At 71.7% G+C, this 18077-nt stretch carries 19 protein-coding genes, 1 pseudogene and 1 riboswitch; of the genes and pseudogenes, 1 reads left to right on the top strand and 19 read right to left on the bottom strand.

What is annotated here, in order from left to right; all coding sequences use genetic code 11:
* Nucleotides 1-12: 12 nt before the first annotated feature.
* The 7 genes from AB0D66_RS15895 to rpsB all read right to left on the bottom strand — a co-directional run bounded on the left by AB0D66_RS15895 (nt 13) and on the right by rpsB (nt 7171).
* Nucleotides 13-1113 (bottom strand): thiamine ABC transporter substrate-binding protein, encoded by a 1101-nt coding sequence (locus AB0D66_RS15895; protein WP_362302612.1) that lies wholly within the window; start codon nt 1111-1113, stop codon nt 13-15.
* Nucleotides 1114-1196: 83 nt separating this feature from the next.
* A riboswitch (TPP riboswitch) is annotated at nt 1197-1304 on the bottom strand.
* A 58-nt stretch (nt 1305-1362) separates the two neighbouring features.
* A complete protein-coding gene (gene rlmN / locus AB0D66_RS15890) occupies nt 1363-2478 on the bottom strand; it encodes a 23S rRNA (adenine(2503)-C(2))-methyltransferase RlmN (protein WP_362302609.1) in 1116 nt (371 codons plus the stop codon).
* 129 nt (nt 2479-2607) lie between these two features.
* The gene (locus AB0D66_RS15885; protein ID WP_362302606.1) at nt 2608-3684 is read right to left on the bottom strand and encodes a phosphatidate cytidylyltransferase; all 1077 of its coding nucleotides are present in this window, start codon (nt 3682-3684) and stop codon (nt 2608-2610) included.
* Nucleotides 3684-4241 carry a ribosome recycling factor gene (frr, locus tag AB0D66_RS15880; RefSeq protein WP_362302603.1) on the bottom strand — a complete coding sequence of 186 codons (558 nt, stop codon included), beginning with the start codon at nt 4239-4241 and terminating at the stop codon, nt 3684-3686. The genes AB0D66_RS15885 and frr overlap by 1 nt, the downstream gene beginning before the upstream one ends.
* A gap of 85 nt (nt 4242-4326) precedes the next feature.
* The gene (gene pyrH, locus AB0D66_RS15875; protein WP_073913371.1) at nt 4327-5106 is read right to left on the bottom strand and encodes a UMP kinase; all 780 of its coding nucleotides are present in this window, start codon (nt 5104-5106) and stop codon (nt 4327-4329) included.
* Between the two features lie 163 nt (nt 5107-5269).
* A complete protein-coding gene (gene tsf, locus AB0D66_RS15870) occupies nt 5270-6106 on the bottom strand; it encodes a translation elongation factor Ts (RefSeq protein ID WP_362302599.1) in 837 nt (278 codons plus the stop codon).
* A 135-nt stretch (nt 6107-6241) separates the two neighbouring features.
* Nucleotides 6242-7171 carry a 30S ribosomal protein S2 gene (rpsB, locus tag AB0D66_RS15865; protein WP_362302596.1) on the bottom strand — a complete coding sequence of 310 codons (930 nt, stop codon included), beginning with the start codon at nt 7169-7171 and terminating at the stop codon, nt 6242-6244.
* 246 nt (nt 7172-7417) lie between these two features.
* Between rpsB and AB0D66_RS15860 the strand changes: the two genes are divergently transcribed.
* Nucleotides 7418-7885, top strand: coding sequence for a M23 family metallopeptidase (locus AB0D66_RS15860; RefSeq protein WP_362302593.1), 468 nt, complete (start codon nt 7418-7420; stop codon nt 7883-7885).
* 291 nt (nt 7886-8176) lie between these two features.
* On the opposite strand, the gene AB0D66_RS15855 is transcribed toward AB0D66_RS15860, so the two are convergent.
* From AB0D66_RS15855 to rplS, 12 genes and pseudogenes are all read right to left on the bottom strand, one after another.
* Nucleotides 8177-8716 carry a helix-turn-helix domain-containing protein gene (locus AB0D66_RS15855; protein ID WP_362302823.1) on the bottom strand — a complete coding sequence of 180 codons (540 nt, stop codon included), beginning with the start codon at nt 8714-8716 and terminating at the stop codon, nt 8177-8179.
* A 70-nt stretch (nt 8717-8786) separates the two neighbouring features.
* Nucleotides 8787-9623 carry an RNA polymerase sigma factor WhiG gene (gene whiG / locus AB0D66_RS15850; protein ID WP_362302590.1) on the bottom strand — a complete coding sequence of 279 codons (837 nt, stop codon included), beginning with the start codon at nt 9621-9623 and terminating at the stop codon, nt 8787-8789.
* Between the two features lie 219 nt (nt 9624-9842).
* Nucleotides 9843-10988: a DNA-processing protein DprA gene (gene dprA / locus AB0D66_RS15845; RefSeq protein ID WP_362302820.1), complete on the bottom strand. Its 1146-nt coding sequence runs from the start codon at nt 10986-10988 to the stop codon at nt 9843-9845.
* Nucleotides 10989-11194: 206 nt separating this feature from the next.
* Nucleotides 11195-12826: a YifB family Mg chelatase-like AAA ATPase gene (locus AB0D66_RS15840; protein ID WP_362302587.1), complete on the bottom strand. Its 1632-nt coding sequence runs from the start codon at nt 12824-12826 to the stop codon at nt 11195-11197.
* Entirely contained in the window at nt 12826-13197 is a 372-nt protein-coding gene (locus tag AB0D66_RS15835) for a YraN family protein (protein ID WP_362302584.1), read from the bottom strand. Before AB0D66_RS15835 ends, AB0D66_RS15840 begins: the two co-directional genes overlap by 1 nt.
* Nucleotides 13198-13317: 120 nt before the next feature.
* Nucleotides 13318-13626 (bottom strand): DUF2469 domain-containing protein, encoded by a 309-nt coding sequence (locus AB0D66_RS15830; protein WP_005311352.1) that lies wholly within the window; start codon nt 13624-13626, stop codon nt 13318-13320.
* Nucleotides 13627-13681: 55 nt separating this feature from the next.
* Nucleotides 13682-14194, bottom strand: a complete 513-nt coding sequence (locus tag AB0D66_RS15825; protein ID WP_362302581.1) for an NUDIX hydrolase — start codon at nt 14192-14194, stop codon at nt 13682-13684.
* Nucleotides 14184-14963 (bottom strand): signal peptidase I, encoded by a 780-nt coding sequence (gene lepB / locus AB0D66_RS15820; RefSeq protein WP_362302578.1) that lies wholly within the window; start codon nt 14961-14963, stop codon nt 14184-14186. The genes AB0D66_RS15825 and lepB (AB0D66_RS15820) overlap by 11 nt, the downstream gene beginning before the upstream one ends.
* A 42-nt stretch (nt 14964-15005) precedes the next feature.
* Complete coding sequence (lepB, locus tag AB0D66_RS15815) at nt 15006-15905, bottom strand: signal peptidase I (protein ID WP_362302575.1); 900 nt, start codon at nt 15903-15905, stop codon at nt 15006-15008.
* Nucleotides 15868-16871 (bottom strand): annotated as a pseudogene (gene lepB, locus AB0D66_RS15810) (signal peptidase I). Before lepB (AB0D66_RS15810) ends, lepB (AB0D66_RS15815) begins: the two are co-directional and overlap by 38 nt.
* Nucleotides 16864-17586: a signal peptidase I gene (gene lepB / locus AB0D66_RS15805; protein WP_362302572.1), complete on the bottom strand. Its 723-nt coding sequence runs from the start codon at nt 17584-17586 to the stop codon at nt 16864-16866. Before lepB (AB0D66_RS15805) ends, lepB (AB0D66_RS15810) begins: the two are co-directional and overlap by 8 nt.
* Nucleotides 17587-17629: 43 nt before the next feature.
* Nucleotides 17630-17980, bottom strand: coding sequence for a 50S ribosomal protein L19 (rplS, locus tag AB0D66_RS15800; protein ID WP_073911044.1), 351 nt, complete (start codon nt 17978-17980; stop codon nt 17630-17632).
* Nucleotides 17981-18077 lie beyond the last annotated feature (97 nt).

Genomic DNA, 18077 nt, shown 5'->3' with positions numbered 1-18077 from the left:
CCTTGGTGCCGCCTACTTCACGACGAGCGAGGTCCATGCCTTGACCCACTGCTCACGGTTCTTGGCGATGGTCTCGGGAGCCACGTTCTCGGGCTTGTCGACCACCACGCCGTGCTTGGTGAACAGCTCCGGCAGGGCGGCGTCCTTCGTCACGGGGTTCACGAACATCTGGAGCGGCATGTCCTCCTGGAACTTCTTGCTGATCAGGAAGTCCACGAGGGCCTTGCCGCCCTCCTCGTTCTTCGCGCCCTTCAGCAGGCCGGCGAACTCGGTCTGGCGGAAGCAGGTGCCGGTGGCGACACCCGTCGGGGCCTCGGCCGGCTGCGGCTCGGCGTACAGCACCTCGACCGGCGGGCTGGAGGCGTAGGAGACCACCAGCGGGCGGTCGCCCTTGGCCTTCTTGCCGCCCGCGGAGCCGGAGAAGCGCTCGTTGTAGGCCTGCTCCCAGCCGTCGACGACCTCGACGCCGTTGGCCTTGAGCTTGCTCCAGTAGTCCTTCCAGCCCTCGTCGCCGTACTTGCCGACGGTGGCGAGCAGGAAGCCGAGGCCCGGCGAGGAGGTCGCGGCGTTCTCGGTGACCAGCAGGTTCTTGTACTCCGGCTTGACCAGGTCGTCCAGCGTCTGCGGCGGGGCGATCTTCTTGTCGGCGAAGTAGGCCTTGTCGTAGTTGACGCAGATGTCGCCGGAGTCGATCGGGGTGACCCGGTGCTCCTTGTCGAGCTGGAACTCCGGCTTCACCCCGCCCAGGCCCTTGGCCTCGTACGGCGTGAAGATGCCGTTGTCGAGGGCGCGCGAGAGCAGGGTGTTGTCCACGCCGAAGAAGACGTCGCCGCGGGGGGTGCCCTTGGTGAGGATCTCCTGGTTGAGCGCCGCGCCGGCGTCCCCGGACTTCAGGACCTTGACGGTGTAGCCGCTCTGCTGCTCGAACTCCTTGAGGACCGCGTCGGTCACGTTGAAGGAGTCGTGGGAGACGAGCGTGACGGTCTTGGACTTCGGGGCGTCGCTCGCGCCCGCGTTCTTGTCCTTGGCGTCGCCGCCGCCGCAGGCGCTGAGCGTGGTGACGCCCAGCGCGGCCGCGAGCGCGGCGCCCGCGATCTTCTTGGTGGTGCTCACTGGTGATTCCTCCTGGATGACCAGGAGAAGACGCGGCCCTGCCCGGCGCTCTGTGGGAGCGGACGCCGGGCAGGGCGCAACAGCATGAGTGGTGACCGAACTTCCTACCCCGAATGACCGGGGCGAGGTTCAGAGGGTCTGCGGTGACGGAACCGCACTCTCAGCGCTGTGGCGCTCCCCTGTCGGAATATGAAATTGGTTCGGCCACAGGGTACCCCGTGGCCGAATAGAGGCCTCTCGCGGCGGAAACTAGCGCTCCGAGGCGGCGAGCTGGCCGCACGCGCCGTCGATCTCCTGGCCGCGGGTGTCCCGAACGGTGACGGGCACCCCGTGCCGGGCGATGGCCTCGACGAAGGCCTTCTCGTCCTCGGGCCGCGAGGCGGTCCACTTGGAGCCCGGCGTCGGGTTCAGCGGAATCAGGTTGACGTGGACGCGCTTGCCCTTGAGCAGCTTGCCCAGCAGGTCGCCGCGCCAGGCCTGGTCGTTGATGTCGCGGATCAGGGCGTACTCGATGGAGATCCGGCGGCCGGACTTCTCGGCGTACTCCCAGGCCGCGTCCAGCACCTCGCGGACGTTCCAGCGGGTGTTCACGGGGACCAGGGTGTCGCGCAGCTCGTCGTCGGGGGCGTGCAGCGAGACCGCGAGACGGCACTTGAAGCCCTCGTCGGCGAAGCGCAGCATGGCCGGGACCAGGCCGACGGTGGAGACCGTGATGCCGCGCTGCGACAGGCCGAGGCCGTCGGGCTCCGGGTCGGTGAGGCGGCGGATGGCGCCGACCACGCGGTTGTAGTTGGCCAGCGGCTCGCCCATGCCCATGAAGACGATGTTCGACAGGCGGGCCGGGCCGCCGGGGACCTCGCCGTCGCGCAGCGCGCGCATGCCGTCGACGATCTGGTGCACGATCTCGGCGGTGGAGAGGTTGCGGTCCAGACCGGCCTGGCCGGTGGCGCAGAACGGGCAGTTCATGCCGCAGCCGGCCTGCGAGGAGATGCACATGGTGACCCGGTCGGGGTAGCGCATCAGCACGGACTCGACGAGCGTGCCGTCGTGCAGCTTCCACAGGGTCTTGCGCGTGGTGTCGTTGTCGCAGCTGATGTGCCGCAGGACGTTCATCAGGTCGGGGAGCAGCTCCTGCTGGAGCTTCTCCCGCGAGCCCGCCGGGATGTCGGTCCACTCGGCCGGGTCGTGCGCGTAGCGCGCGAAGTAGTGCTGGGAGAGCTGCTTGGCCCGGAACGGCTTCTCGCCGATCGCGGCGACCGCCTCGCGGCGTTCGGCCGGGGTCATGTCGGCGAGGTGCCGGGGCGGCCGCTTCGCTCCGCGGGGCGCGACGAAGGTGAGCTCACCGGGAACGGGACGGGGGGCCATGCGGTACTCCTCAGTACGACGAGGTGGGGGGTCACCCCGCGCGTGCAGGGCCGGTCCGCGGCTCGGCCGCGCGACGGAAAGGGCGCGCCACGTCCACGCGGCGCGCCCTCCAGGATAACCCGAGCCCTGTCAGCCGGTTCCGACGAAGGCCGCCAGCAGCAGCCACACCACCGGGGCGGTCGGCAGCAGCGAGTCCAGCCGGTCCATGATGCCGCCGTGGCCCGGGAGCAGGGTGCCCATGTCCTTGATGCCCAGGTCGCGCTTGATCATCGACTCGCCGAGGTCGCCCAGCGTGGCGCTGACCGCGACCGCCAGCCCCAGCAGCAGCCCCTGCCACCACGAGCCGCCGTCGATCAGGAACTCCATGCACAGCGCGCCGGCCGCCATCGCGAACGCCACCGCGCCGAACAACCCCTCGCGGGTCTTCCCGGGGCTGATGCGCGGCGCGAGCTTGGTCTTGCCGAAGCGCCAGCCGACGGCGTAAGCCCCGGTGTCGCTGACCACCGTCAGCACCAGGAAGGTGACCACGCGCTGCGGCCCGTCCTCGGCGGTGAGCAGCATGGCGACGAAGGTGGCCAGGAAGGGCACGTAGAACGCGGCGAAGACACCCGCCGTGACGTCCTTGAGGTAGTCCTCGGGCGGTTCGGTCATCCGCCAGACCAGGACGGCGAGGGCCGTCAGGGCCATGGCCACCCAGGCGCCCTCGGCTCCCCGGACGTATCCGGCGATGACCATGGCCGCGCCGCCGACGGCGAGCGGGACCAGCGGGGCCTTGATGCCCTTCTTCTCCTGCAGCCGGGAGGTCAGCTCCCACAGGCCCACGACGACCGCCACGACGATGACGCCGACGAAGACCGCCTTGACGATGAACAGCGACGCGAAGATCACCGCGCCGAGGCCGACGCCGACCCCTATGGCGGCGCGCAGGTCCCTCCCCGCCCGCTTCTTCGGCGGCGGAGGCGAGGCGTCCTGCGGTGCCTGCGAAGGCGGGGGCGGGGGGCTGGGCATGGGCTCCTGCGGCGGCGTTTCGGCGCGGAAGAGGGGGCCGCCGTCCGCGGCGGCCCCCCGATCGCGTGCTTCCCGGTCGTCGAAGTCACGGCCGGCGGCATCGGGCACGATGGGCATGGGCCGAGTGTGCGGGCCCACCTGCGCATCGTATGCGGGACCCGCCGGAACCGGCTCCGGCTGCCAGGAAGAGTCGTTCATCAGACTTCGAGGAGCTCGGCTTCCTTGTGCTTCAGGAGCTCGTCCACCTGCGCGACGTACTTCGCGGTGGTGTCGTCGAGCTCCTTCTCCGCGCGGCGCACCTCGTCCTCGCCGGCCTCCTTGTCCTTGATCAGCTTGTCAAGGGCGTCCTTCGCCTTGCGGCGGATGGAGCGGATGGAGACCTTGGAGTCCTCGGCCTTGTTCTTGGCGACCTTGATGTACTCCTTGCGGCGGTCCTGCGTCAGCTCGGGGAAGGTCACCCGGATGATGCTGCCGTCGTTGCTCGGGTTGACACCGAGGTCGGAGTCGCGGATGGCCTGCTCGATGTTGCGCAGGGCGCTCTTGTCGAACGGGGTCACGATCGCCATGCGCGGCTCGGGGACCGAGAAGGAGGCGAGCTGGTTGATGGGCGTGATGGCGCCGTAGTAGTCCGCCACGATCTTGTTGAACATCGCCGGGTGCGCACGACCGGTGCGAATCGCGGCGAAGTCTTCCTTGGCGACGACGACGGCCTTTTCCATCTTCTCCTCGGCCTCGAGGAGGATCTCTTCGGTCACCACGTGCTCCTGCATGTCTTGAATGGATGGTTCAGGCGGGCATGACGGGCGGGGCCGGTCCGGGCTCGGTCCGGCAGCGGACTGCTCAGGCCCGGGTTCCCTGGTCGCTGACGAGCGTGCCGATCTTCTCACCCTTGACGGCGCGGGCGATATTGCCCTCGGCGAGCAGTTCGAAGACGAGGATCGGCAGCTTGTTGTCGCGGCACAGCGTGATGGCGGTGGCGTCCGCGACCTTCAGATCGCGGGAGAGGACCTCGCCGTACTCCAGCGCGTCGAACTTCACCGCGTCCGGGTTCTTCTTCGGGTCGGAGTCATAGACCCCGTCGACCCCGTTCTTGCCCATGAGCAGGGCTTCGGCGTCGATCTCCAGGGCGCGCTGGGCGGCCGTGGTGTCGGTGGAGAAGTAGGGCATGCCCATGCCGGCGCCGAAGATGACGACACGGCCCTTCTCCAGGTGCCGTACGGCGCGCAGCGGGATGTAGGGCTCCGCGACCTGGCCCATGGTGATGGCGGTCTGCACGCGGGAGTCGATGCCCTCCTTCTCCAGGAAGTCCTGGAGTGCGAGGCAGTTCATCACGGTGCCGAGCATGCCCATGTAGTCGGACCGCGCCCGGTCCATGCCGCGCTGCTGGAGCTCGGCGCCGCGGAAGAAGTTCCCGCCGCCGATCACGACGGCGATCTCCGCGCCGTCACGGACCACCGCGGCGATCTCGCGCGCGATGGCGTGGACGACGTCGGGGTCGACGCCCAGTCCTCTGCCACCCGAGAAGGCCTCGCCCGACAGCTTCAGCATGAAGCGGCGGCCCTTCTTGTCCTGGTCGCTCTTGTCGTCGGATGCGGTGTGGGGGTCCACGCCCTGATTCATGGAGATCTCCTCGTGCACATACGAAGAAGGCCATTGCCGGTGGGTCCTTGCGGTTCCCTCTGCGGCAATGGCCTCCTCGTCAGATCTGCGGTCGCCTCGCGCAAGCGCGGGTGACTGCCTCAGACCCTACCGGGGTCCGGTGTCCGTCGTTGTACGGACGGACTCAGATGCCGACCTTGATGCGGGTGAAGCGCTTCAGGGTGACACCGGCCTCGTCCAGGACCTTCTGGACGGATTTCTTGTTGTCCAGGGCGTAGGCCTGGCCGAGCAGCGTGGCGTCCTTGAAGAAGCCGTTGACGCGACCCTCGACGATCTTCGCGATGGCAGCCTCGGGCTTGCCCTCCGCGCGGGTGACCTCTTCGGCGATGCGACGCTCGGACTCGACCTTCTCGGCCGGGACGTCGTCGGCGGACAGCCACTGCGGGGCGAACGCGGCGATGTGCTGCGCGACGCCGCGGGCGACCTCGGCGTTCTCCTTGTCGAGCTCGACCAGGACGCCGATCTGGAACGGCAGGTCGGGCATCGTGCGGTGCATGTACGCAGCCACGTAACCGCCGGTGAACTGCGCGAAGCGGTCCAGGACGATCTTCTCGCCGAGGTTGGCGTTGGCCTCGTCGACGAAAGCGGTGACGGTCTTGCCGGGCTCGATCTCGGACGCGAGCAGCGCCTCGATGTCGGCCGGGGAGGTGGCGGCCACGTGGGCGGCCAGCTGGTTGGCGACGGCCAGGAACTTCTCGCCCTTGGCGACGAAGTCGGTCTCGCACTTCAGCTCGACGATGACACCGGAGGTGTTGTCGTCGGCGATGAGGGAGACGACCGCACCGTTCTCGGCAGAGCGGCCCTCGCGCTTGGCGACGCCCTTCTGACCCTTGATGCGGAGCGCTTCCTGGGCCTTGTCGACGTCACCGTCGGCGTCCACGAGCGCGTTCTTGCAGTCCAGCATGCCGGCGCCGGTGAGCTCGCGGAGCTTCTTGACGTCAGCGGCGGTGTAGTTCGCCATGAGTCTGTGATTCTCTCTCGAAGTCGTAGATCTACGGGTGAACGGCGGAGGTGCCGCGCCCCAGGCGCGGCTCCCCCGCCGTCATCGTCCGTGCTGTGAGTGCCCGGCGCGTGAACGCCGGGCGCTCTCAGTGGGTCAGGCCTGCTCGGCGTCGGCGGCCGGGGCGTCGGCGGCCGGGGCCTCGACGGTCTCGGCGGCCGGGGTGACCTCGGCGGCGACCTCGGCTGCGGCGTCGGCGTCCACCTTGGCGGCGTCGACATCGGCGGCCGGGGCCTCGTCAGCCTTCTTGTCGCCCTCGAGCAGGTCGCGCTCCCACTCGGCGAGCGGCTCGGCAGCGGCCTTCTCGCCCGGCTTCGAGTCGCCGGTCGCAGCGCCGGAGCGGGCGATGAGGCCCTCGGCGACGGCGTCGGCGATCACGCGGGTGAGCAGGGTGACGGAGCGGATCGCGTCGTCGTTGCCCGGGATCTTGTAGTCGACCTCGTCGGGGTCGCAGTTGGTGTCGAGGATCGCGACGACCGGGATGTGGAGCTTGCGCGCCTCACCGACGGCGATGTGCTCCTTCTTGGTGTCGACGATCCAGACGGCGCTGGGGACCTTCGACATCTCGCGGATACCACCGAGGGTCTTCTCCAGCTTGGTCTTCTCGCGGGAGAGGACCAGGAGCTCCTTCTTGGTGAGACCCGAGGCGGCGACGTCCTCGAAGTCGATCGCCTCAAGCTCCTTCAGACGCTGGAGGCGCTTGTAGACGGTGGAGAAGTTGGTGAGCATGCCACCCAGCCAGCGCTGGTTGACGTACGGCATGCCAACGCGCGTCGCCTGCTCGGCGATGGCCTCCTGGGCCTGCTTCTTGGTACCGACGAACATGATGGAGCCACCGTGCGCGACGGTCTCCTTCACGAACTCGTAGGCGCGGTCGATGTACGACAGCGACTGCAGCAGGTCGATGATGTAGATGCCGTTGCGCTCCGTGAAGATGAAGCGCTTCATCTTCGGGTTCCAACGGCGGGTCTGGTGACCGAAGTGGACGCCGCTTTCCAGCAGCTCCCGCATCGTGACGACGGCCATGGCCATCTCCTTGGTTTCTCGGTTTGGTCCTGACGCCCCGCCGCGCCCTGCCCCGATAGGGACCGAGAGGCGCTCTCACCTGGCCGTTTCCGGCTGGTGCTGGGGCGTGCGAAGTCGACCCGGTGACCCGGATCGCCACAAGAAGTGTACGGGACCCGGCGGTATGCCGGGTGACGCCGTTGTCCACACCCCGCGGCCTGTCCACAGGGCGGCCCGCCGGACGGCCGGGGGCGGGACGCTCAGGCCATGACGACTCTGCTGCTCAGCCTGCTCTTCGCCCTGGTCCAGGCCGCCGTTCCCGGTGTGCGCCCGCTGCCCGCGCCGCTGACCGTGGCCCGCTGGTGGGATCCGCCGCCGACCCCGTACGCGGCAGGCCACCGCGGCGTGGACCTGTCGGCCCCGGTGGGCGCGGAGGTCCGTGCGGTCGGCCCGGGCCGGGTGCACTACGCCGGCCGGGTCGCGGGCCGCGGCGTGCTCTCCCTGACCCTGCCGAACGGCCTGCGCACGACGTACGAGCCGGTGCGCGCGCTGGTCGCGGAGGGGGAGGCGGTCACGGCGGGCCAGGTGGTGGCGGTCCTGACGGAGGGCTCCCACTGCCCGGCACCGTGTCTCCACTGGGGCCTGCTGTCGGGCGAGGCCTACCTCAACCCGCTCACCCTCCTGCCCCGCCCCGCTCCCCGCCTCCTGCCGGACCCCGGCCCCGCCGGGCCCTGAGGCACGGGAGCTCCGGGCGCCGCGGGCCCAGGGGCTCGGGGGCCAGGGGCTCGGGGGCCAGGGGCTCGGGGGCCAGGGGCTCGGGGGCCAGGGGCTCGGGGGCCAGGGGCTCGGGGGCCAGGGGCTCGGCGGGCCCAGGGGCTCAGGGGCCAGGGGCGCCGCGGGCCCAGGCGCCAGGGGCTCGGGGGGCCCAGGGGCTCGGGGGGCCCAGGGGCTCGGGGGGCCCAGGGGCTCGGGGGGCCCAGGGGCTCGGGGGGCTCGCGGGCCCAGGGGATCAGCGGGCCCAGGGGATCAGCCCCCGACGCCCCGCAGGGCCATGGCGACGGCGGCCCGGGTGACGACCTCGGGATCCTCGGCGGCACCGAGCTCGATCCGCCGGACCGCGGCGTCCACGATCCCCTGCAGCAGCATCGCGGCCAGCCTCGGCTCCGCCTGCCCCAGGGCGGCCAGGGCCTCGACGATCATCGCCACCAGCCCGCCGTGGGCCGCGCGGATCTTCTCCCGCGCCCCGGCGTCGAGCTCGCTCGCGGAGATGGCCACCACCGCGCGGTGCCGCCGGTCGCCCACCAGCGCCAGCTGGCTCCGCACATAGGCCTCGATCTTCGCCTCGGGCGACTCGGCCTGCTCCATGGCCGCCTCGATCTCGGCGGCCCACACGGGGAAGTCCACCGCGCAGAGCTCTTCGACCACGGCCGCGCGGGAGCGGAAGTACTCGTACACGGAGGACCGGGCGAGGCCGGTGCGCTCCGCCAGGGCGGGGAAGGTCAGAGCCTCCGTCCCGCCTTCGGACAGCAGGGAGCGCGCGGCGTCCAACAGGGCGCCGCGCTGCATCGACCGGTGCTCGGCCACGGAGGCCGCTCGAATCCTGGGCACGTCTCCACTCTACGGAGGTGCCGCAAGCTCACCGCCCCACATCGGCGAGCTTCGCCCGTAGTTGGAGCACGGACTTGGTGTGGATCTGGCTGACCCGGCTCTCGGTCACGCCCAGCACGTTGCCGATCTCGGCCAGCGTGAGCCCCTCGTAGTAGTAGAGGGTGACCACCGTCTTCTCCCGCTCGGGAAGGGTGTTGATGGCCCGGGCCAGCAGCCGCCGCAACTCCCGGTCCTCCGCCACTTCCACGGGGTTGTCCGCTGCGGTGTCCTCCAGGGTGTCCATCAGCGAGAGCCGGTCGCCGCCCTCCCCGCCGGCGTGCAGCAGCTCCTCCAGGGCGACCACGTTGGCCAGGGACAGCTGGCTGAAGACCGTGTGGAGGTCCTCCACACCGATCCCCATCTCCCCGGCGACCTCGCTCTCGGTCGGAGTGCGCCTCAGCTGGGCCTCGAGCGTGGCGTAGGCCCGCTCCACCGCGCGCGCCTTCTGCCGCACCGAGCGCGGGATCCAGTCCAGCGCGCGCAGCTCGTCGATCATCGCCCCGCGGATCCGGGTGATCGCGTACGTCTCGAACTTGATCGACCGGTCGATGTCGAACTTCTCGATGGCGTCGATCAGTCCGAAGACCCCGGAGGAGACGAAGTCGGCCTGCTCCACATTGGGCGGCAGACCCACGCTGACACGGCCGGCCACGTATTTGACCAGCGGCGAGTAGTGCAGGATCAGCTGCTCCCGCAGCCGCTCGTCACCGGAGTCCTTGTACGAGCGCCAGAGCGCCTCCAGGGACGAGGGCGCGGTGGACCGCCCACTGCCGCGGGCAGCGGGGGGCACCGCAGCGCGGTCGGACCCTGAGGTGTGCTGGGGCATGCTTCGCCTTTGCCGGAGCCGGATTCCTTGGGAGCGTAGCGTGACGGAAGTGTCGCGGTGCGCGAAGAGTACGGGATGGCGCGGGGGCGCAGAGGCGCCCCGACTCGCACGGGCGACCCGGGACCGGCGCCTGGCGCACGGTCCCGGCAACCGCCACCGGGAGGACCGCGTCTCGCGGCGTTTCTCATCGGGCTCACTCTTTCACCGGAACGCCCCAGGTCAACGACCGCCTCGCCGGGCGGCTCCGGTTTGTGTGCCGCCTCCAGGCGGCCGTCTGCTCAACTGCCAGCCGTCGCCCTGCCGTTCGACGAACCCCAGAGAGTGAAGTTCGTACAGTCTGCCGATGACTTCATCGGTGCCGTTGCCGCAGGCACGTGCCAGTTCCTCCGCCGGGACGGCCCGCCCGGCCGGCAGCGCGTCGAGCACCCGGCCGGTCTCCCGGTCCAGCAGGTCCCGGGCGAGCACGGGCCCGCGCCGCTCGGGAGCCAGCTCGCCCATGGAGCCGACGAGTTCGACCACCTCCGCCGCGTCGGTGACCAGTACGGCCTCGCCCCGCAGCAGTTCGTGCACCCCGCCGGAGAGCCCGCTGGTCGCGGGCCCGGGGATGCCCATCGTGAACCTCCCGAGCTCCTGGGCCCGCCGGGCCGTGACCAGCGAGCCGCTGCGGTGGGCGGCCTCCACGACGACCGTGCCCCGGGTGAGGGCGGCGATGACCCGGTTGCGCAGGACGAACCGGCTCGGGGTGGGGTGGCTGCCGGGCGCCAACTCCCCCAGGACCAGGCCCTGGCCGGCGATCCGGCCGAGGAGCCCGGCGTGTCCGCGGGGATAGGCGACGTCCACCCCGCAGGCGAGCACCGCCGCGGTGGCGCCGCCCGAGGCGAGCGCCCCGCGGTGTGCGGCCCCGTCGATCCCGTACGCGGCTCCGGAGACGACGACCCAGCCCCGCTCGGCGAGCCCGGCGGCCAGCGTCTGGGCCATGTGCGCCCCGTACGGAGTACAGGCCCGGGCCCCGACCACGGCCACCGAACGCAGCGCCCAGGTCCGCAGGTTCGGCCGGCCCCGCAGCCACAGCCCCACGGGCCGGGCGTCGCCGAGGTCGTCGAGCTGGGTGGGCCACTCCGGCGACCCGGGGCACACGAACCGGCTGCCCGACCCGGCGGCCGCCGCCAGGTCCCGCCGGGGGTCGGCCAGCGCGGCCCGTCGGCGGTATCCGGCGAGCCGCTCGGCCCCCACCCCGGCCGGGGCCCGCGCCTCGGCCCCGGTCAGCATGCGTATCAGCCCGACGGCCCCGTACTCCCGCAACCAGCGCCCGCCCCGCTCGTCCCCGGGCTCCAGCACCCGGGTCAGCGCCGCCCTGGCCAGCAGTTCCCGCTCCCCGACCCCGCCCGAGCAATCCCCGCCCCCGCCACCGGCATCACCCGGCGGCGGCGGCCCCCCGGTCCCCGGCCCGAACCCCCACCCGGACCCCAGCTCCGCGCCGGACCCCGGCCTGGGCCCCGCCCCAGATCCGGTCAGCCTTCCGGTCCACCCGTGGCTCAGGGCGGGCGAAGGCTCCAGGTCCTCCTCCCCCGTCACGGCCCGGCCCCCGCCACCAGGGTCGCCCCGCGGGCGATGCCGGTGCGCAGCTCCAGGGCCACGCCCACGTCCAGGGCCTCGGGCCGGTCGCGCCCCCGCAGGTCGGCGACGGTCCAGGCGACGCGCAGCACCCGGTCCAGCCCGCGTGCGCTGAGCAGGCCGCGCTCCATGTCCCGCTCGGCCACGGCCAGTGCTCCGGGGCCCGCCCGCCACCGGGTGCGCAGCTCCTGGCCGGGCACCTCGGAGTTGAGCCGCCAGGGGGTGTCGGCGAGCCGGACGGCGGCACGGTCCCTGGCCTCCCGGACCCGGTCGGCCACCACCGCGGTGGACTCCCCGCGGCCGCCCTGCCCGAGCAGGTCGGACCGGGTCACGGGCTCGACCTCCACCCTCAGGTCCACCCGGTCGAGCAGCGGCCCGGACAACCTGCCCTGATAGCGCCTGACCACCGAGGGCGGGCATTCGCACGCGGACCCGTGCTGGGTGTGGCGCCCGCACGGGCACGGGTTCGCGGCGAGGACCATGAGGAACCGGGCCGGCAGCCGCACCACCCCGGCCGCGCGGGCGATGACCACATGACCCGATTCGAGGGGCTGGCGCAGCGCGTCGAGCGCCCGGCCGTGGAACTCGGCGGCCTCGTCCAGGAAGAGGACGCCCCGATGGGCCAGCGAGACGGCCCCCGGCCTCGGGATCCCGTTGCCCCCGCCCACCAGTGACTGCATGGTCGCCGAGTGGTGCGGTGCGCAGTAGGGCGGCCGGGCGACGAGCGGTTCGCCGGGCGGGAGGATGCCCGCCACCGAGTGGACGGCGGTGACCTCCACGGAGTCCTGGCGGGTGAGCGGCGGCAGGATCCAGGGCAGCCGCTCGGCCAGCATGGTCTTGCCCGCCCCGGGAGGCCCGCTGAGGAACAGGTGGTGGCCCCCGCCGGCCGCCACTTCCAGGGCCCGGCGCGCGGTGTGCTGCCCGGCCACGTCGGCGAGGTCGGGGAAGTCCCCGTCCCCCTGGCCGCAGCGGCCGGGTGCCAGGCCCGTGCCCAGGCCCGCCCCCGGGAGGACCAGCCCGGCCAGCATCGGGTCGGGGCGGCCCGGCGGGTCGGGCGGATCATCCTCGGGAACCGGCTCGTCGGTCAGGACCGCGATCAGCTGGCGCAGGCTGCGCACGCCGAGCACCGAGACGTCCGGCACGAGCGCGGCCTCGGCGGCGCACTGCTGCGGGACCACCACCTGCCGGTACCCGGCCTCGGCGGCGGCCAGGACCGCCGGGAGGATCCCGCGGACCGGACGCACCCGGCCGTCGAGCCCGAGCTCGCCGATCAGGACGAGATCGGTGATCGCGCCCGGGTCGACCACCTCGGCCGCGCCGAGCACCGCTGCCGCCACGGCCAGGTCGAAGCCCGCCCCGGATTTCGGTACGGAGGCCGGGCTGAGCCCGACGGTGAGCTTCTTCTGCGGCCAGGCCGCACCCGAATTGACCACGGCGGCCCGCACCCGGTCCCGGCTCTCGACCAGGGTCTTGTCCGGCAGCCCGACGAGCGTGAAGGCCGCGACCCCGGGCTCCAGGTCGGCCTGGACCTCCACCACGACGCCGTCGACGCCCACCAGGGCCACCGAACAGGCTCGGGCGAATCCCATCAGGCCACCCCCCTGACGTGCTCCACCACGGGCGCACCGCGCCGTGGCAGCAGGACTCCGACCAGGTCGATGCGCACCCCGCCGGGCGGTGGTCCGCCGTGGTCGGCGAGCCAGCGCCCGGCGAGCACCCGCAAGCGCTCGGCCTTGCCCGGCCGCACGGCGGCCATGGGATGCTCGAAGGCCCCCGCCCGGCGGGTCTTCACCTCGCAGACGACGAGGGCGTCCCCGTCCCGGGCGACGATGTCGATCTCCCCGCCGCGGCACCGCCAGTTCCGCGCGATCACGGTCATCCCGGCCTCGGCCAGCCGCCGCGACGCGAGCTCCTCGCCGTACCGCCCCAATGCCTGCTGTGCCACGCCCTTCGCGTTCATCCGGCACCACCTCCGGTACCGACGATCGCGCGCCCCCGCCCACCTTGTGGATCTTGGTGGACAACTCCGCCGTTGTGGATAACCCGGTCACCCGTACGGCGGAGGAACCAGCGCCGGGAACTAGCTGCCCGGCAGTTCGAGGTCGCTCTTGTTGAGCTCCTCGATGTTCACGTCCTTGAACGTCAGCACCCGCACCTGCTTCACGAACCGGGCCGGCCGGTACATGTCCCAGACCCAGGCATCGGCCATGGAGACCTCGAAGAAGACCTCCCCCTGGACCGAGTGCACCTGCATCTCGTAGTCGTTGGTGAGGTAGAAGCGGCGTTCGGTCTCGATCACGTACTTGAACAGCCCGACGACGTCGCGGTACTCCCGATAGAGCTTCAGCTCCATCTCGGTCTCGTACTTTTCGAGGTCCTCGGCACTCATGGCATGTTCCCCTTCAGCCGTGCGTCCCCCTATTGTGCGCCAGGCCCCTGCGCCCCTAAACGATTTCCGGGGCCAGGACCACCGGCGCACCCGGAGGACCGTCGTCGAGCAGCGTACGGAGCAGCTCGGCGAGTCTGGTCGGGTACACCGTCTCACGTGCCGAGAGAAGTTCCTCGGAGGTCCACCACCTGGCTCCGGTGACACTGCGCCGCTCCAGCTCGGTGAGCCCTCCCGGCTCGGTCTCCGTCTGGGCGGTTCGGGCCAGGAAGTACCACTCGTCCTGCTCCCACCGGCGCCCGTCGAAGGGGAAGGAGCAGTACCGGTGCCACAGCACCGGCCCGAGATCCACCTGTGTGATCCCCGTCTCCTCGGCGAGTTCCCGCAGCGCCGCCTGCTCCCGGCTCTCGCCGTCCTCGAGCCCGCCACCGGGGGTGAACCACCAGTCGTCCGCGGGGTCCGCCGGTTCGAAGCCGTGCAGCAGCAGGATCCGGTCCGCCGGGTCCAGCACGATCAGCCGCGACACCTTGCGGGGACCGGGGGCCGCGGCCCCCGTCGGGTCAGCTGGCACCGGCCCGCTCCCGCCGCCCGCGCCCCAGGAGCCGTACGACGGGCCCGTGGGCGGCGCCCAGCAGCACCAGGGCGGCGCCGGCCGCCACGGTCACGAGCTGGAGCCGCAGCGGCCCGTGCGGGGAGATCCCGCCGGGCAGCGCCGCGTACGTACGGGGCCGCTCCAGCATCGCCATGGAGGGCCAGGCCACGGCATCGACACGGGCGCTCACGGTGGACCGGGGCACGGTGCCCTGCCCGGCGTCCTGGAGGTGGGACCGGGAGTCGACGGAGGCGGCCCGGCGGTCACCGAGCAGGAAGAGGTTCCCCTCGGGAACCGTCACCTCGAAGGGGGTCCCGGGGGCGGGCGCCTGCCCGGGCGGCATCGCCAGGCCCGGGTCGGGCCGGGTGAGGTCGGCGTACGGCTCGTCGAGGGCGGTGCCGTTCACGGTGAGCTCGCCGCCCGCTCCGCAGCACTTCACGGTGTCGCCGCCGATGCCGACGACCCGCTTGACCATGGGCAGATCGCTCCACATGGAGTCAGTGAAGATGACCACGTCCCCACGGCGCACCTCGCCGCCGTCGATGCGCTGGGCCAGCACCCGGTCCCCGGGCAGCACCGTGGGCATCATCGAGTCGGTGGGCACGGTGTAGGGCCGGTAGACCAGCGCCCCCCACACGAATCCGCCGAGGAAGAGCGCGAAGCCGACGGCCACGGCGATGCCCGACAACAGGTTGCCGAGACCACCGTGGCCGTCCTTGCCACTGCGTATTGCCTGTGTTCCGCCCATTGCAGCGCCCCCACGTCGGAGATCGTCGACCTGGGCGGCACCCTACCCGGCGGTACGGCCCGTGGTCAGCCTCCGCCGGCGCCACATGACCAGCGGCACGGCGCCCGTGAGGCCGAGCGCGGCCGGAGCCAGCCCGACCGGCGCCAGGCCGGCCGCCCCGAGGCCGAGCGCGGTGGCCGCGGCCTGGTTGCCGATGCCCGGCTGGTCGAAGGTGTCCGGAATCGGGAGGGTGGACCAGCGGGTGATCGGCCACGCGACCACGACGGCCCGCCCGACGACCTTGTCGACCGGCACGAAGCCCTGGGTGGAGTCCTGCATGTGGTAGCGGGAGTCCTGGGAGTTCTGGCGGTGGTCGCCCATCACCCAGATCTTGCCCTTGGGCACCGTGAGCGGACCGAAGGGGGCGTCGTCGCAGGGAGTGTTGCCGGGGAAGATGTACGGCTCGTCGAGCTCCTTGCCGTTGACGACGACCGGTCCCCCCTTCTTGCACTCGACCGTGTCACCGCCGATGGCGATGGTCCGCTTGATCAGGTCCTTCTCGGAGGCGTCCGGCATCAGGCCGATCTTGCTGAGGATCTTCTGTGCGAGGTTCGCCTCCGGCGTGGGCTCGCCGGACAGCCAGTTCGCCGGGTCGTGGAAGACGACGACCTCGCCCCGCTCGGGCTCTGAGCCGAACCACGGGGTCAGCTTGTCCACGAGCACCCGGTCCCCGCGCTGCAGGGTGTTCTGCATCGAGTCGGACGGGATCGAGAACGCCTGCACGAGGAAGGTCTTGATCAGCAGGGCCAGCAGCAGCGCGATACCGATCAGGAGCGGAAGCTCCTTCCAGAAGGACCGGTGCGGGCGCGCCTTGGCGCCGCTGTCCTCCTCGGCCTCGTGCTTGACGGCGTCGTCCGGCCGCTCCTCACCCTCGTCGCGTCCGGATCGTGCGCCTACCGCCACGTCCCCCACATCCACTCCTCACTCGGTTTCGCCGCCCGCTCCGAGACCGGAAGACGGGCCCTCCCCTCCCTTAACGAGCGGGAGTTCCCTAAGGCGCGGGAGATCCAGGACACACTATGCGAACGGTGGCGCCCGACGGCGCCGACGACGCCCGTGCGCCTCGCGCCGCGCCTGGTCGGGAACCATCCGGAAGGTCGCGGGCGTGTCCAGCCGGCGCCAGTGTCCGAACGGCCAGGCGATCACCACGGCCTCGCCCACGACCTCGTTCTCGTCGATGGTGCCCTCGAAGGCCTCGTCGAGGTGGAAGCGGGAGTCGGAGGAGTTCGCCCGGTGGTCGCCCATCACGAAGAGCCTGCCCGGCGGCACCTGCACCTCGAAGCGGGTCTCCGAGGGCGCGTTGCCCGCGTTCACGTACGGCTCATCGAGCGGCGAGCCGTTGACGGTGACCCGGCCCCGGGCGTCGCAGCACTTGACGGTGTCCCCGCCGACCCCGATGACGCGCTTGATCAGGTCCTGCTCGTCCGCCGAGGGCAGCAGGCCGATGAAGGTGAGGGCCTGCTTGATCTGCTTGACCCCGACCGGGTCCGGGGCCGGCCGGGCCGCGTCGCCCTTGAGCCAGCCGCCGGGGTCCTTGAACACGACGACGTCGCCGCGCTCGACCTCGGAGCCGAACCAGGGGGTCAGCTTGTCCACCAGCACGCGGTCGCCGATCCGGATGGTCTGCTCCATCGAACCCGACGGGATGAAGAAGGCCTGCACCAGGAAGGTCTTGAGGAGCAGGGCTATGCACAGCGCCACGACCACCAGCAGGGGGAGCTCGCCCGCCCGGCGCGTGCGCCGCCGCCGCCGTACTCGGCGGGCCGTCCGGCGCCGCTCGGCCCGGCCGCCCTCCACCACGGGTTCCGGCTCCGGCTCGGGTCCGGGCTCGGGTTCCCGCCCGCCGCGCGGGCGCCCGCGGCTACCCATGGCCGCCGCCGGCCGAGCCCCAGCGCGAGACGGGCCAGCCGATCCACCCGGCCCGCCCGATCACCTTCTCCACCGGCACCATCCCCCCGCCCGGTTCTCCCAGGTGGTCCCGCGAATCGCGGGACTGGGACCGATGATCACCCATCACCCACAGGGTCCCAAGGGGTACGACGATCCGGAAGGGCACCTTCGAGGGCGCGTCGCCCGGGTAGAGGTAGGGCTCGTCCAGCGGGACGCCGTTGACCTCGATGCGTCCCCCGGCGTCGCAGCACACCACGTCGTCGCCGCCGACGCCCACGACCCGCTTGACGAAGTCGGTGTCGGAGGGCTCCGCGAGCCCGAGGGCCGAGGCCGCGCCGTGCAGCAGCTCGCCGACCGGATGGCCCGCGGGGCGCTCCCGTACGAAGGACCCGGTGCCGTCGAAGACCACCACGTCGCCGCGGCGCGGCTGCTCGCCGAAACGGTACGCCAGCTTGTCGACCAGCAACCGGTCGCCGACCTCGAGCGTCGGCTCCATGGAGCGGCTCGGGATCAGGAAGGGCTGGACCACGAAATTGCCGAGCAGCAGCAGGAAGACGGTGCAGATGACACCGAGCACTCCGGCCCGTCGCCAGGTCAGCGGGCGCAGGGCCGCGGAAAACGCGAAACGCGACCGCCCCTCCCCCTTGCCGGGGGAAGAGTGGCCGCGCTGTGTGTGAGGTGCTTCGGTGTCCATCGGGGCGAGCCTATCCGGCCACCCCGGGACACCGGAGGGGACCTCAGTTGTCGCGCTTCTCCTTGATCTTCGCGGCCTTGCCGCGGAGCTCACGGAGGTAGTACAGCTTGGCGCGGCGCACGTCACCACGGGTGACGAGCTCGATCTTCTCGAAGATCGGGGAGTGGACCGGGAAGGTACGCTCCACGCCGACGCTGAAGGAGACCTTGCGAACGGTGAAGGTCTCGGAGACACCGGCGCCCTGGCGGCGGATGACGACACCCTTGAACTGCTGGATACGGGAGCGGTTGCCCTCGATCACGCGGACGTGCACGTTGATCGTGTCACCCGGGCGGAAGGCCGGGACGTCCGAGCGGAGCGCGGCGGCGTTGACGCCATCGAGCAGGTGAGACATGTTCTTCGTCTGCTTTCTTCGCACGACGCCACAGGTCGCCGGTGCGGGTTTCCGTAGAGAATTCGGGAGCCGTGGTACTCGGCGGGCGACGGTCCCC

This window comes from Streptomyces sp. NPDC048270, from assembly GCF_040652335.1.
Classification (GTDB): domain Bacteria; phylum Actinomycetota; class Actinomycetes; order Streptomycetales; family Streptomycetaceae; genus Streptomyces.
Note: the sequence above shows the minus strand (reverse complement) of the source record. Positions and strands in the feature narration are given on the sequence as shown.